The organism is Amycolatopsis sp. (assembly GCF_035276945.1).
In the GTDB taxonomy this organism is placed as follows: Bacteria; Actinomycetota; Actinomycetes; order Mycobacteriales; family Pseudonocardiaceae; genus Amycolatopsis_E.
In genome coordinates this window covers 1-14,282 of record NZ_DATELF010000106.1, presented here as the reverse complement: position 1 = coordinate 14,282, position 14,282 = coordinate 1, and the positions used below count along the sequence as shown (strand labels likewise).

The 14,282-nt window shown below is 67.6% G+C and carries 14 protein-coding genes and 1 pseudogene; 13 read left to right on the top strand and 2 right to left on the bottom strand.

Going from position 1 to position 14,282, the window contains the following annotated elements; all coding sequences use genetic code 11:
• The 11 genes and pseudogenes from VJT49_RS18780 to VJT49_RS18730 all read left to right on the top strand — a co-directional run.
• A pseudogene (locus VJT49_RS18780) lies at positions 1–819 on the top strand (hypothetical protein); the annotation flags it as partial.
• Positions 767–1,228, top strand: coding sequence for a sensor histidine kinase (locus tag VJT49_RS18775; RefSeq protein ID WP_324166146.1), 462 nt, complete (start codon positions 767–769; stop codon positions 1,226–1,228). The pseudogene VJT49_RS18780 and the gene VJT49_RS18775, both read left to right, overlap by 53 nt.
• Entirely contained in the window at positions 1,225–1,905 is a 681-nt protein-coding gene (locus tag VJT49_RS18770; RefSeq protein WP_324166145.1) for an ABC transporter ATP-binding protein, read from the top strand. The genes VJT49_RS18775 and VJT49_RS18770 overlap by 4 nt, the downstream gene beginning before the upstream one ends.
• Positions 1,902–2,693 carry an ABC transporter permease gene (locus tag VJT49_RS18765; protein ID WP_324166144.1) on the top strand — a complete coding sequence of 264 codons (792 nt, stop codon included), beginning with the start codon at positions 1,902–1,904 and terminating at the stop codon, positions 2,691–2,693. Before VJT49_RS18770 ends, VJT49_RS18765 begins: the two co-directional genes overlap by 4 nt.
• A gap of 70 nt (positions 2,694–2,763) precedes the next feature.
• Entirely contained in the window at positions 2,764–3,918 is a 1,155-nt protein-coding gene (gene chrA / locus VJT49_RS18760; RefSeq protein WP_324166143.1) for a chromate efflux transporter, read from the top strand.
• Positions 3,919–4,329: 411 nt separating this feature from the next.
• The gene (locus VJT49_RS18755) at positions 4,330–6,150 is read left to right on the top strand and encodes a KAP family P-loop NTPase fold protein (RefSeq protein WP_324166142.1); all 1,821 of its coding nucleotides are present in this window, start codon (positions 4,330–4,332) and stop codon (positions 6,148–6,150) included.
• A gap of 41 nt (positions 6,151–6,191) precedes the next feature.
• Positions 6,192–6,347, top strand: a complete 156-nt coding sequence (locus VJT49_RS18750; RefSeq protein WP_324166141.1) for a hypothetical protein — start codon at positions 6,192–6,194, stop codon at positions 6,345–6,347.
• A gap of 305 nt (positions 6,348–6,652) precedes the next feature.
• The gene (locus tag VJT49_RS18745) at positions 6,653–7,081 is read left to right on the top strand and encodes a hypothetical protein (protein WP_324166140.1); all 429 of its coding nucleotides are present in this window, start codon (positions 6,653–6,655) and stop codon (positions 7,079–7,081) included.
• Complete coding sequence (locus VJT49_RS18740) at positions 7,081–7,665, top strand: hypothetical protein (protein WP_324166139.1); 585 nt, start codon at positions 7,081–7,083, stop codon at positions 7,663–7,665. Before VJT49_RS18745 ends, VJT49_RS18740 begins: the two co-directional genes overlap by 1 nt.
• A gap of 64 nt (positions 7,666–7,729) precedes the next feature.
• Positions 7,730–8,434 carry a hypothetical protein gene (locus VJT49_RS18735; RefSeq protein ID WP_324166138.1) on the top strand — a complete coding sequence of 235 codons (705 nt, stop codon included), beginning with the start codon at positions 7,730–7,732 and terminating at the stop codon, positions 8,432–8,434.
• Positions 8,431–9,165, top strand: a complete 735-nt coding sequence (locus VJT49_RS18730) for a TatD family hydrolase (protein ID WP_324166137.1) — start codon at positions 8,431–8,433, stop codon at positions 9,163–9,165. The genes VJT49_RS18735 and VJT49_RS18730 overlap by 4 nt, the downstream gene beginning before the upstream one ends.
• 108 nt (positions 9,166–9,273) lie before the next feature.
• Here the strand turns inward: VJT49_RS18730 and VJT49_RS35315 are convergent, their stop codons facing one another.
• Both VJT49_RS35315 and VJT49_RS18725 read right to left on the bottom strand, forming a co-directional pair.
• Complete coding sequence (locus tag VJT49_RS35315) at positions 9,274–9,507, bottom strand: P-loop NTPase fold protein (RefSeq protein ID WP_414636021.1); 234 nt, start codon at positions 9,505–9,507, stop codon at positions 9,274–9,276.
• Between the two features lie 234 nt (positions 9,508–9,741).
• Entirely contained in the window at positions 9,742–11,259 is a 1,518-nt protein-coding gene (locus VJT49_RS18725) for an IS1380 family transposase (RefSeq protein WP_414636023.1), read from the bottom strand.
• 144 nt (positions 11,260–11,403) lie between these two features.
• Here VJT49_RS18725 and VJT49_RS18720 point away from each other — a divergent pair, with 144 nt between their 5' ends.
• Together VJT49_RS18720 and VJT49_RS18715 are read left to right on the top strand one after the other, a co-directional pair.
• The gene (locus VJT49_RS18720) at positions 11,404–12,609 is read left to right on the top strand and encodes a hypothetical protein (RefSeq protein WP_324166135.1); all 1,206 of its coding nucleotides are present in this window, start codon (positions 11,404–11,406) and stop codon (positions 12,607–12,609) included.
• A 203-nt stretch (positions 12,610–12,812) separates the two neighbouring features.
• Positions 12,813–14,282: hypothetical protein (locus VJT49_RS18715; RefSeq protein ID WP_324166134.1), on the top strand; the 1,470-nt coding region annotated here is incomplete at its 3' end.

Below are 14,282 nucleotides of genomic sequence, written 5' to 3'. Positions count from 1 at the left end.
ATGCTGATGGCACTGGTGCTGCTCGGCGTCGGATTCGCGACCGTTGCCCACACCCGGTCCTCGCTGGACGCCTCGATCACCGAAGCACTGACCTACCGGCTGAGCGACCTCCAGCCGATCGCGGCCACGGCCACGCCGGTGCTGTCCGGGGTCAGCCGGGACACCGGCGAACAGGTGCTCGACCTGACCGGCCGCCTCGTCGCCGCCTCGCCGGAGGTGCCGGACTGGCCGCTGCTGGCCCCGGCGGAGCTGGCCTCAGCCCAGCACGGCCGGCTCCTGGTGGATCACGCCACGGCCGGCACGTTGGACGGCCCGGTGCGCATCGGCGCCACCGCCACTGGCGATGGCAGCCGGATCGCGGTCGTCGCGGTCACCCTCTCCGACCGGGATGCCGCGGTGGCAGACCTGCGGCAGGAACTGCTGATCGGGTTCCCGCTGGTGCTGCTGGCAGCCGCCGTCGGGGCGTACCTGCTGGCCGCCGCCGCATTGCGCCCGGTGGAGCGGATGCGTGCCCGCGCCGCCACGATCACTGCCGAAGCACCGGACCAGCGCCTGCCCGTGCCCGCCGCGCGAGACGAGATCTCCCGCCTGGACCACCGAACTCGAACTCGCGTTGCGCCGGCCCCGCGGCGCACGAGAGCTGACCGCCGCGCTCGGCTCGGCCCTGGAGGAAACCGGGCGACTGTCCCGCCTGGCGCAAGACCTCCTGCTGCTGGCCCGCACCGACCAGGCCAGTACCCCCGGCCGCTCGCCCGAGGTCGTCGAGGTGCGGCCGGTACTGGAATCGGTGATCGCCCGCTACCGCACCAGCATGGGTGAGCACGACGTGACCCTGCACTGCGCGCCGGGACTCTCCGTGCGTACCGACGCGGACGATCTCGACCGCGCCATGGCCAACCTGATCGACAATGCCGTGCAGCACGGCCGGCCACCGATCATCATCACGGTCCAGCTCGCCGCCACAACGCAGCCGCAGAACGCGATGACTGTCGAGGTCCGCGACCACGGTCCAGGCTTCGACCCCGGTTTCCTGCCCCGCGCCTTCGACCGCTTCACCCGCGCCGACGACGCCCGCACCAGCGGCGGCACCGGCCTCGGCTTGGCCATCGTCGCCGCCCTTGCCCGCCGCAACGGCGGCCAGGTCACTGCGACCAATCACCCCGACGGCGGCACTGCGGTCACCCTCACCCTGCTCGCCGCGCCCACCCCGATTCCGGCCTCCGGATGACCACGACCAGCGGCTTTCTCCTCGACCAGGTCATGGTGACCCGCGGCGAGACCCGGCTGCTCGACACGATCACCGCCCACCTGCCCGGCGGCCACTGCACGGCGGTCGTCGGTCCCAGTGGGGCCGGCAAATCCACCCTGCTGCGGCTGCTCAACCGGCTGGACGACCCCAGCAGCGGCCGGATCCTGCTCGACGGCATCCCCATCACCGAGCTTGACGTGCTCGACCTGCGCCGCCGCGTCGGCCTTGTCGCCCAACAACCCGTCCTGCTCACCGACCGCGTCGCCGAGGACCTGCGCGTCGGCCGGTCCGAGCTCGGTGACCACGGCATCCGGGAACTGCTGCAGCGCGTCGGGTTGCCCGTCGAGTTCGTACAACGCCGCACCAGCGAGCTGTCCGGCGGCGAGGCACAACGGGTGTGCCTGGCGCGAGCGTTGGCCGTCGAGCCTGAAGTGCTGTTGCTGGACGAACCCACCTCCGCGCTGGACGGCGTGAGCAGTGGCGTGATCGTCGAGGCCGCCCGCGACCACGTCGCCGCAGGCGGGACCGTGGTCCTGGTCAGCCACGACCTCGCCGTGGTGCGCGGCATCGCCGACACCGTGCTGGTCCTCGACCACGGCCACCTGATCGCGCACGGGCACCCCGACGAGATCGACTACCTGGAGGCCGGGCGATGACCGGACTGGCCGAGCTGGGGTGGGGCGGTGTCGCCGCTTCCCTGGTCCTCGTCGCCGTCGCCGCGGCGGTCGCTTACCGGCAGCGCCTGCACCTGACTCGCGAGCTGATCATCGCGTCCGCGCGCGCCGGGGTGCAGCTGATCGCGGTCGGCGCGTTGCTGCTGGTGATCTTCGCCCACGCCGGGCTGCCCGGCGGGTTCGCCTGGGTCGTCATCATGATCCTCGTCGCCGGGCAGGTCGCCGGCCACCGCGGCACCGGCCTGCCCCGCGCCCGCGTGGCGGCCACCGCCGGAGTCGCCACCGGCAGCGTCATCACCCTCGGCGCGCTGCTGGCTCTCGGCGTGATCACCGCCGAAGCCCGTGTGGTGGTGCCGATCGGCGGCATGATCGTCTCCGGCGCGATGCAGGCCACCGGGGTCACCCTCCGCCGGCTGCGCGAGGACGTCCAGCAGGCTCGTCCGGTCATCGAGGCCCGGCTCTGCCTCGGGCTGCCCGCCCGCGAGGCATTCCTGCCGCACCAGCGTTCCGCGTTGCGCACGGCGCTGCTGCCCGCTATCGACTCGACCAAGGTCGTCGGGCTGATCAGCCTGCCCGGCGCGATGACCGGGCTGATCCTGGCCGGGGTCGACCCGCTCACCGCGATCCGCTACCAGATCGTCGTGATGTACATGCTGCTCGCCGCCACCGCCCTCGCCGCCCTGGCCACCGCCCGCCTGGCAGAACACGCCCTGTTCGACCACGCCCATCGGCTCGTCCCACTTCCTGGCCCACCTGGCCACGGGATGTAACCGTGGTTACAGTCCTTGTGTAAGCGAGACCCAGCCAGACCCCGACGCGAACGCCCGCACGCCCGCGCCGGTGGGATTCGCGCGGGTGCTGGGCTACTTCCTGCGGTTGGGCACGATCGGCTTCGGCGGCCCGATCGCCACCGTCGGCTACATGCAACGCGACCTGGTCGAACGGCGCGCCTGGATCGACCGCAGGGACTTCCTCGACGGCGTCGCCCTGGGGCAGACCATGCCCGGCCCACTGGCCGCCCAGGTCGCGATGTGGGTCGGCTACCTCCGGCGCGGCTCCCTCGGTGCGCTCGCGGTGGCGGCGGCGTTCATCGCCCCGTCGTTCCTGATCGTGGTCGGCGTCGGCGCTCTCTACACCAGCTACGCCGGCCTGCCGGTCGTACAGTCGCTGTTCTACGGCATCGCCCCGGCCGTAATGGCGATCATCACGATCGCCGCGATCAAGCTCGTCCGCATGACCGACCGGCGGGACTGGCGGTTGTGGACGATCAGCGCACTCGTCTTCGTCCTCACCGCAGCGACCGGCTCCGAACCGGTACCGGTGATCATCGGCGCCGGTCTTCTCATGATCGCCCTGGATGCCCGCCCGACGCACTGGTGGCCCCGGCGGCAGAAGGCGGGACCGGATTCCGAAGCGCCGCCGTCGCGCTCCGTCCCCTTCGCGCTGCCCGCCGGCGCGGTGGGGGCGGTCGCCGGCGGCGGCGTCCTGACCGCCCTGGGGTTGTTCTTCCTCAAGACCGGAGCGCTGGTTTTCGGCTCCGGCCTGGCGATCGTGCCGTTCCTACGCGACGGCGTGGTCGACCAGCACCACTGGCTCACCCAGGGCCAGTTTCTCGACGCCGTCGCCATGGGACTGATCACCCCCGGCCCCGTGGTCATCACCGCTGGGTTCATCGGCTACCTCGTCGCCGGGCTGCCCGGCGCGATCGTGGCCACGGCCGCGATCTTCACCCCGATCTACCTCGCCGTGGTCATTCCCGGCCGGTGGTTCATCCGCCACCGCGACAACAAGCAGGTCAAATCCTTCGTCTCCGGAGCGACCGCCGCCGCGGCCGGCGCACTGTCCGGAGCCGTCGTCGTACTCACCCGCCAAGCCGTCACCGACTGGATCACCGCCGCCATCGCGCTGGTCACGCTCGGAGTGTTGTGGTGCTTCAAAATCGGCGAACCCTACGTCGTCATCGCCGCCGGCGCGCTCGGCATCCTGCTCCACTAGTCATAGTCCGGAAAGGACATCCGCGAAGGTATCCTGGTGCCATCGCCCACGGAGCCGCGCTCCATCTGTTTCAGTCGTGGTCCGGGATGCCGTGCAGGTGGTGGTCGGCGGCGTTCATGACCTCGGCGAGCAGGCGACGCACGTGCCCGCAACGGGCACGGTAGAGCACGCGTCGACCGTCGCGGCGCAGGTTGACCAGCCCGGCCAGGCGCGGGCGGCGGCCGACGTCTGGCGACCTCGTTGATCGTCGACGTGTTCCGCCCCTGGTCAGGAGGCGGAACATCGGGCGACACGCCCGCCAGATGGCGGCCCACATCGGCCCGACGACCTATCCTCGTTCGGTCCGCTTTCGGTCAGGAGGCTGCGGGAGAGCGAGGCACGACCAACTCAGTGTAGAGATCGGAGCGGGTGATGTGGGCGGACAGCGAGGCTGACATCGACCTGCTGGGGTTCGACTTCCTGGTGGACTCCCTATACGTCGCGGTCACCGAGCCCAGGCTTCTACCGCTGACGATCGGCTTGCTCGGCGATTGGGGCTCCGGCAAGAGCAGCCTGATGGCGATCGCCCGGCGGGAGCTTGAACAGTTCCGTAGGGGCGACGCATCAGAATCACCATACTTGTGCGTGTCGTTCAGCCCGTGGCAATACGAGGACTACGACGACGTCAAGGTCGCGTTGATGACGACCATCCTCGACGCGATCGGCGACAGGATAGCCGACGACGCTCCGGAGCAGGACAAAGTCTTCGTTCTGCGCAGGTGGGCACGTGGCTTCGGACGCTGGGGACGCAGGATCGGTCGCGGCGGGTTGGCGGTTGTCCCGACCGCCGCACCGTTGATCGCGCAGGGGCTCGACCCGACGATGGACCCCGCCGTCCTCGACATGATCAAAGCGAGCGCCAGCGCGACGGCCACCGAGGGCGCGAAGCTCCTCCAAGATCCGAAGCCAGCCGACTCGGCACCGACCAGTCGGGACACCGAGCCGATCACTGATGCTGGGCAGTTTCGCACGGAGTTCGAGGGGTTGGTGGAGGACTTGGCGGACGTCGAGGCCATTGTGGTCTTCATCGACGACCTCGACCGCTGCCTGCCGGAGACGGTCGTCGACACCTTCGAGTCGATCAGGCTGTTCGTGAACACCTCCAAGACGGCCTACGTGATCGCTGCCAACCAGGCGGTTGTGGAATCCGCGATCGACTCCCGGTACCCCGAGCTCGTTCGGGACGGCGTTGGCCTGGGTGCGAACTACCTGGAGAAAATGCTGCAGCTCAAGGTCACCATCCCGCAGCTGTCGGCACCCGAAGCCGACACCTACATGAACCTGCTGCTCGCCGAGCTCCACCTGACTGAAGAGCAGTTCAGCAAAGTGGTCGCCCAGACCCGGCTCCGGCGCGCATCTGGCAACTTGCAGGTCGCGTTCAACCTTGGAGTGTGCGCGGACGTACTCGACAACAAGGTGCCGGACGAATTAGTCCGCGACCTGAACTGGGCAGCAGGCGTCGCGGAGGTGCTCGGGAGCGGATTGCGCGGAAACCCCAGGCAGCTAAAGCGTTTCCTGAACAATCTCATGCTCAAGCACCGCAGTGCCGACCGGCGCGGCATCGACCTGAAGTTGCCTGTCCTAGCCAAGCTGATGGCCCTGGAAGAGCAGTACATCACCGAGTTTCGGCGCCTGTTCGACTGGCAGTTGGCAGCGGCCGGCGCGATCCCGAAGCTGCGCCTGGCGGAGAAGGCCGCCTCGGCATCGCCAGCGCCGGAGGGGCCGGCCTCGGACGGCGCGCGGCACACTGGGTCGGCTCAGGCCCGGCGCGTGTCGTCCTCCGCGAAGCAGAAGGCAGGCAATGTGGGCGCGGGCAACGGAAAGACCGCCGAGCCGCCTGAGCTCCCCGACGATGTCCGGGCATGGACCGAGAAACCCCACATTCGCGCCTGGCTGCAGCTCCCTCCCGAACTCGGGGACACCGACCTGCGGCCCTACTTCACGTACTCCCGCGACAAGCTCACCCTCGGAGTCGCCGTGACGCGCCTCCCGCAACACCTGCAGGAGCTGCTCGCGAAGGTCCAAACCGACATAGAAGGTATGCGACTCAGCGCGTGTGACTCCATCGCAGCACTCCCCGAAGGCGAACGCCTGGAATTGCTGGAGGCCCTGCTCGACACGCTCGGCCGTCACCCGGCCGGACCGGCCTTCATCGCGGTCCTCGACTCGTCGATCGCGCTCCGGACACCCTGACGGCTGTCTGTGAAGCACTCATGCGGATCCCGCCTAACGCCGTGCCGATCAAGTGGGCCAGCCGCGCGGTCATCCGTCTGCCCAAGACGGATCCCGCCGCGGCTGCAGTGCTCGAACGATGGGCGAACAGCGACGTTTCCAAGCTGAAGACGATGATCACCAAGGCCCGTGAAGCACAGAACCGCAGCGAACGCTAGTGGGCACCTCGACGGACCGCACAGCAGGCAGCGGCGGGGCCTGGACACCGCTGAAGCACGCGGCTGCCTCTTACGTCCGTGGCATCCGAACGGGATCCCCCAACACGGCTGGCTACGCTCGTAGGCTCCTCGCGCGCCACGTTCCCGTCCTCGGTGGCAGCTCCGGCGCCACGTCCGGAGCTCGGGCCGGACGAGCCGGCATCCAGCGACTCGGCGCCCTACTCGGGGGAGTCGGCGAGGCCGGACTCGGATCCACCCTGACCTCGCTGGGGCTAGCCAACCTGGTCGGCCGATCCCGATTCGACGTGCTCGACGAGCTGATCACTTACGTCGCCGGAGACGGCAACGACCTCGACTCCCAAGCCGCTCGGGACGCCGTCTGCGAAGTACTCGACGAGGTCTTCGCCGACGCGGACACCTGGGACGAGATGACCGACACCGCCGAGGCTGGCGTCTCACGCGAGAACCTCGTGCCGCTCCTGGAGACGTTCCTGTCTCAATACGTCTACAACCGGGTGCCGGTCGTCGCCGAGCGGCTCAGCCGCATCACCGATCCGCAGGCAGCCCGCCATGCCGACGAGGAAATGCGTCAAATCATCCAAGACCTTGTCACGCTGCGCCTGCCCGATGATCCGTTCACCGTGGACTGGGCAGGCCCACAGGGACGACAGATCGCCGAGGACGCGGTCCGGATCACCTACGAGACCCTTCAGAGCTTGGATGACGGTGAGTGATGACCAACTACCTGATACGCACCGATCTGACCAGCTCCGTGGCCGAGCCCGAAGGCGTACGGCTGCTCGACTGGGCTCCAGCCCGGCCTGGCGCCACCATCCAGACCGGCGATGCGGGCCCAGAGTTCTTCGCCGGATGGCACCCACCCCGAGCGGCTGCCGACCTCATGCTCTTGGGCGCGGCGGTCTACTGCGCGGACAAAGTGACCCGCAGACGCGACACACCGGATTCCTGGACCAGGGACGTCATCCTCCGCCTCCCCGTCGCTGACACCTCGGCCTGGCAGAACGCCGACTTCGACGGCACGTTGGCGTTCCTAACCGGTGACCACTGGACGATCACCCCCTACGCATCCGCGCAACATCCTCTCGCTGGCCTGCCACACCCTGACGAGCCCGTCGGACTCAATGTCGATGGGGTATGTCTGTTTTCCGGCGGTCTCGATTCACTCTGCGGAGTCGTGGACCTGCTCGAAGAAGACCCTCAGCGCCGCATCTGCATGCTGTCCCACCACGAGGGGCGGCCAGGCATCGACCGCGCAACAAGTCCTCTTCGACGAACTGGCCACCCACTACGGCGATGACCGCATCGTCTTGCGCCGCTTGTATCTCCGGCCTGCCCCTGCCAACGGTCACCAAGCACGCCCGTTGCCGCGACTGCGGGAGAACACCACCCGTTCCCGGTCGTTCCTTTTCCTGACGGCGGCCTTGGCGCTCGCCGCCGCAGAGGGGTCAGGCATTCCTGTCTATGTGCCGGAGAACGGCTTCATCGGCATCAACGTCCCCCTAACGCGGGCGCGGGTGGGCAGCGCGAGCACCCGCACCACCCACCCGCACTTCATGATTCAACTCGGTACAGCGGCGAAAGCTGTCGGTGTCACCAACCCGATCCTCAACCCGTACCGGCTACGCACGAAGGGCGAAATACTCGCCGAGTCCCGAAACCCAACGCTGCTGCAGCGGCTTGCACCGATGAGCGTCTCCTGCTCGCATCCGGAGACCGCGCGCTACGTCGGCCGCCGGCAGGGCAACTGCGGATACTGCTTCCCCTGCCTCATCCGCCGCGCCTCCCTGGCGCACGTCGGATGGGACCGCGATGAGTATGCCTGGGACGTCCTGACCGACGAGGCCCTCCTCGACCGTCGTCGACGGCGGGGAGCCGACCTGCGAGCCGTCATCAGCGGAACGTTCGCCGACCGGCCCGATCGAGACGTCCTGCGCAACGGCCCTCTCCCTGCCGGGGAGCGGGCGGAGTTCACTGGAGTGTGGCGTCGCGGAATCACCGAGCTCCGAGCCTGGCTTGCCGCGGGAGCGCAAGGCGAGTTGGCGAAGCTCGTGGAGTCCTTGGCGTGATACCCAGCGGGCTGGTAGACACCCACTGCCACATCGACGCTTACGACAACCCTCTGGCCGTCCTCGATGAGGCATCTGCCGCAGGTGTTCACGTTGTTGCGGTCACCGAAGATCCCGGCCGATACCGATTGCTGCGAACGCGTCTCGGCCGTCGGGCTGGCATCGACATCGCATTGGGTTATCACCCGCTTCGCGCTGGCGCGCTGGCTCCGCACGACCTCGCGCGTTTCTTCCGGCTCTTGCCGCAGACCAGGTGGGTTGGAGAGATCGGCTTGGATTTCAGCCGAACTGGAGCGAGCACACGTTTCCAGCAACTTCGCGTATTCGAAGCGATCCTGGCTGAGCCTCAGTTGCGCGCGAGACCCGTCACCGTGCACAGCCGAGGTGCCGAGCGTGAAGTCATCTCCCGCCTCGCTCAAGCGCAGCAGCCCGCGATCCTGCACTGGTACACCGGACCGCTCGGCGCCGTCGACGACGCGCTCGCGGCCGGCCTCTCGTTCTCAATCAACCCGGCCATGATCAAGTCGAAGAAAGTCGCAGATCTACTCGAACGCCTACCCCGTGACCGTGTCTTGCTCGAAACAGACGGCCCCTATGCGAAGCACGCTGGCCGACCTGCGCGACCGGCCGACCTCACCGGAGTGTTGCACCGCCTCTCTGCACTGTGGCAGACGTCGGAGGATCAGGCGATGGCGAGAGTTCTCACAAACCAGCAGAGACTCTTCACTTAGAGCGTGTGAGGACGCGCTACCTCGCTCTAAGGTGCCCTGGACGGGCGAACATCCATAGCGAGTTGTCGTCGGCGGGTGAGGGCCTCAACGTACCCGGTGACAAGCGATCTAGCCTGCGGTGGTGGGTCGGCGCCGATGGGTGCAGGTGAGGTCGAACGCAACCTGCTGAAGGCGCTTGTGCCGCTTCGGAGCACGTGAGTCCGCCACGATGGGTTCGATGACGCGGCGGTCAAAGCTCATTACATAGATCAATTGGGGTAGGTGTGCGGTTCGTTCCACGAGATTGAAGATCTCGCGCACTTTGTGTGACGGCATTCGATCGATGTCGTCGAGTACGACCACTAGACCTCAAATAAGCGAGTTGGTGCCGGTGGTGCGACGGCAGCCTGGATGATCATGTTGGTGTTGGTTTGGGATGTGGCGTTGGGTGGTTGACGGCGTTGCGGTGGGTCGGTTTGGCCGTTGTGGTGGTGCTCGGGTTGGGTGTTGGGTGCCGGTTTCGGGGTTCGGGCAGGCGTGGTCACCGCCGCAGCTCAGGCGGGGCGGTTGGGTGTGGGATCCGGTGGCCGGTGTGAGTTAGCCGAAGCGGGTGCGTTCGATGGTGTTCCAGGCGCTGAAGAGTCGGTCCAGGGCTGGGGTGTATCCGGCCAGTCGCACGGTGATGCCGCGTGCCCTGCGGGTGATCATGGCGGGGATCAGGATGACGCTGTGGAAGAAGCGGCGGAATTCCATGCGGATGTAGTCGTGGCGGTCGGTCTTGCGGTGCATGGTCATCGCGAACCAGGCTTTGATGTTCCAGGCGAGCGCGGCGATGAGCATGTAGGCCCAGTTGCTGGCCAGGTCGTAGAGCGGAACGCGCAGGGCGTTGATGCCGGACTTGAGCTGGCCGATGATGTTTTCCTGGTCGCAGCGGTCGTTGGCCAGGGCCACGATCTCGGCCGCGGTCTTGTCGGTGTAGGTGGTGATGTAGAAGAAGTAGCGGATCTCATCAAGGAGGACGTTTTCGCCACGGGTGCGGCTGATGTTCTTGCGCAGCGCCACGACACGGTAGGCGCGGTGGCACTTGCGGGGCTGATAGTCGAATACCGCGACGTCCTCGTGGTTGAGCTGGAGGTTGAGGTATTCGCGTTCGGTGACGATCTGCTGCTTGTGGTTATCCCGGCGGGCCCGCCGCTTTCCGGTGCGGGGCTCATAGGGGGCCGGCCGGTGCAGCCGCGACCACGCCGACTCCTTCAGACCCTCGGCGATGCGCCGCAGGGCGGTGTTGTTGTCCATGCCGAAGACGAAGTCGGCCCGCTGCGCCCACCGGTCCAGGTGCGCGGTCAGGGAGAAGTCGGTGTCCCCGCGTAGACAGACCCGTGGTGCGTGCGGCGCGACCAGCGCGATTGCCTTGTCGATCCAGACCGCGGCGTCACAGTGGCTGGGGGCGTTGCCGGGCCGGTTGACCAGGTACAGCACCTCCCGGGTGTTGGCCAGCGTGACGATCAGCGGTGCGTAGCCCCAGATCCCCTTGTAGGAGATGTCCATGCCCTGCTTGCGCGAGCCGCTGGTGGGCACGATCGTGCCGTCCACATCGACGTAGGCCACGGGCGCGAGCAGGTCCCGGCCCCGGCCGCGCCACAACGCCGGCCGGACCGCGTTGACCGCGTCCATCAGCGACGCCACGTCCTCCTCGGCGAAGCGGCGGCAGAAGTCGCCCGCCGTGGTCGGGTCCGGGATCAGGTCCGCGCCGAGGGCGTTCATGTACGCCACATCGTGACGAAGACGTTCGATGTCTTCCAGGCGAGTGCCGCCGGTGAGCACGTTGTACGCGATGTTCAGCACGTGATCGGACTCGTGGTAGGGCAGATGGAGCTTCAACAGGTGAACACGCTCGTTGATCGCATCGACCAGACCCAGCTTGGTGACCAGGCGGTGCATCGCGGCGAGCCCACCGTACGGGGTGGCCTCCAGGTAACCACCGACCTCGTAAGTGATCTTCCCCGAGGTGAACATCGGCGCCGCCCGCTGACCCCATCCTCCCGCCAATCGGTGCCGCGCGGCTACCCGCCGCCGTCGGCGTGCCGCGTTCCGCCGACTCTGGTCACGCGGTATCGTCTTCACCACAAAGGCCTTTCCTTCTGGGATGCGTTGGAGTCGCAAACCCAAGCAGGATAAGGCCTTTGTCCCATCTCCGGCCGGATTTACCCACCCGACACGCTTGATGAAGGACTAGGCCCGGACACGTCGAACCAGGGCATGAACCGTCAGAACTACGCGTGGCTGTTTACCCAGCAAGGCCCGCTGAACCTCGCTGCGGCGTCGAAGGTGCTGTCGCTGTCGGTCGACTACTTCCGCGACGGCCGCAGCAAACCGCTCGTGGCCGTGCGGAGCGCGATGTACCCCTCGGTGGAGGTGGTCACCGCCGCAAGGTTGTTGTTCGGCGTCTACACCGGCGTGGTGCCCGACGGCATCCGGGACCTGGGCCTCGACGACGTCACATGGACGGGTGACGAGGCCGCGGTGCTGGAGTACTTCAAGGGCCGGCGCGGGCCGGAGGGTGTGGCCCTGTCGCCCCGCGCGATACGCCTGTTTCAGGCGTGGAAGGAATTGTCCGCACCACTGCGGAGTTTCGTGCCCGCATCGGTCGCCGATGACCTCTGGGTGTATCTGGACACCCAGAAACGCGACGGTCAGCCCTCCTCCCGGCTGGCGGTGATGTCGCTGGCCGCGGCGCCGAAAGGCGGCAACAAAGCCCGCCGCAAGATATCCGCCGAACTCGACCTCCCCACGGAGAACAGCGAGCAGATAGCGCTGCACGCCAGTCGGATCAGAACGACGTATCACAACATGTTGGCCCGCCGTGGCTGGACCGGGCGGACGAGGATCGACCCGAACCACTCCACCGCAGTGGAGGGCGGCCACTACGTGTCGGCGATGACCCCTGCTCAGGAGGAATCGGCGGCGGCGATCATCGAGCAGGCTCAAGGCGACATTCTGCGGCGGGCACGCCCTCCCATCGTGTTGACCGACGAGCAGGCCGCCACCTTTGCCGCCGAGTACCCGCAGGAGATCGCCCGGTTCGGCTTGGACGAAGGTGAGGTCGCGGCGCTGCTGAGCAGCGAGATGGACATGTTCACCGCGGCGTGCGCGAACCAGTACGCGGGCGTGCACGGCCCAGCGGGTAAGCCGTGTCCAGCGCGGCCTTGGGTATGCCTGCTCTGTCCGCTGGCGGTGTTCCTGCCCCGGCACGTGCCCAACCTGCTGCGATTGAAGGCGTACTTCGCGCGCCAGTCGCTGCGGCTGACGGTAGACCAGTTCCTGGCTGTGTTCGCCCCATACGCCGACCGGCTCAACCACGAGATCCTGCCGCGATTCGACCACACGGTGCTGGACGCGGCGGCATGCGCAGTCCAAGACGCCGACTCGGAACTGCCGCTTCGCCCCGAGGAGACAACCCTGTGAAAGCTCGACTTGCCCTGACATCGGCAGCAGGGCCGATTCCGGCCGAATGGTCCGCCCGATCACCCTTCGCGGGCGTGGACGTGTGCGAGGCCGCGAATTGGGCAGTCGCGCCCGGCGGACGGAGATCCCGCTTCGATGAGGACCTGTGGGATCTGCGGGACATTCTGGAGTTCCCCAGGAGCGCACGGAGCAATGTCCGACGCTTGGATTTCACCCCGATCACCAACCCCGCGCTGCGGTTGACCGCGAAGGAGTACGTGTTCGCGCTGATGGTGCCCGAGCATGAGGTGGTCATCGCGCTTCCAGACGCACGGCGGACCCAGTACAAGCCGGCGTCGGTGTTCAACATGACCGAGGAGGTGGTGCGGTGGATGAACTTCGTCAGCGGGCAGGGCTTGACCAGCCTTGTCGAGGTGATGCAGGAGCACTGCGACGCCTACAAGGAGATCCGTTCGGAACGCCTGCCCACCAGCAAACGGCGAGGCGGCCCGATCACCGAAGCGACCATGGTCAGCGTCCTGTTGCCGGTGAGAGGTTTGGCGACGTATCGAGAGGTGTTCTCGCGGGACGCATACCGGCCGGGATTCGTGCCGTGGAAGGGAAAGTCCATCGCCCAAGTCGCCGGCAAGAAGTCCCAGGCACACAACAGCACGCCGCCGATACCGGAGGAGGTGTTGCAGCCGACGGTGGCGGCGGCGTTGTACTTGGTGGAAACCCTTGGACCGCTGGTCGCCGAGGAGTTCGAGACGCTACTGCAAACCAGCATGAACGGAGACAGCAGGAGACCACGAACGATCGCACCCTGGCTACGCGCAGCGCTGACCGCAGTCGTGGATCGCTATGTCGCCCAGCAGATCCCGCTGCCGCGCAACGAGACCCGCCACGCTGCCCGCCGCGTCACGCGCGGCTGGTCGTCCACCGATCCGTTGCTGCGTGTGGACATCGGGCGGCTGGTGAACGAGGCGTCGCATTACACGCGCATCACCGACGAGCAGATCGAGGTGGTCCGACCGATCCTGGAAGCGGCCGTGGCGAAGGTCGGCACGGCCGGGAACTTCGGGCGCGACGCGGTGCAGGTCCCACGAGCCGACGATGAGCAGACACTGGTGCCGTGGACGTTGCCGCTCACCGGGGACGAGTTGCGCGGGCTGGCGTTCGTCGTGATGGCGGCTTGTCGGGGGTTGGTGGCGGCCCTGAGCGGCATGCGGGCCAGCGAACTGGAGGAGTTGACCCCCGCGTCGCTGCTGCCACCGGTGACCGTGTCCGGGGGTACCAAGCGGTACAAGTTGGGCAGCAAGCTCATCAAGGGCCAGAGACTGCGCGGTGTTGAGGAGAAATGGGTGGTGCTCGAACCGGCCTACCGGGCGGTGCAGCTCGCGGTCCGCCTCAACCGTGCAGAGGGCGACGACCAAGCCTTCGCTCGATCCCAGCAGGACTTCCTGCATCAGCGACTCCGCGAATGGGTCAACGGTCCCCACGGGCAGCGGCTCGGGCTTGCCCCGATCCCACCCGGCCCGGTCAACGGCCGGATGCTGCGCAGGACGACGTCCCTGGAGTTGGCGTGGCGTCCCGGCGGGTTGTGGGCGGCCAAGATCCAGCTCAAGCACCTCTCGGTGGTCGCCAGCGAGGGCTACGCGCACTATCCCGGCGGTGCGCAGGCGACCTTCCTGGCC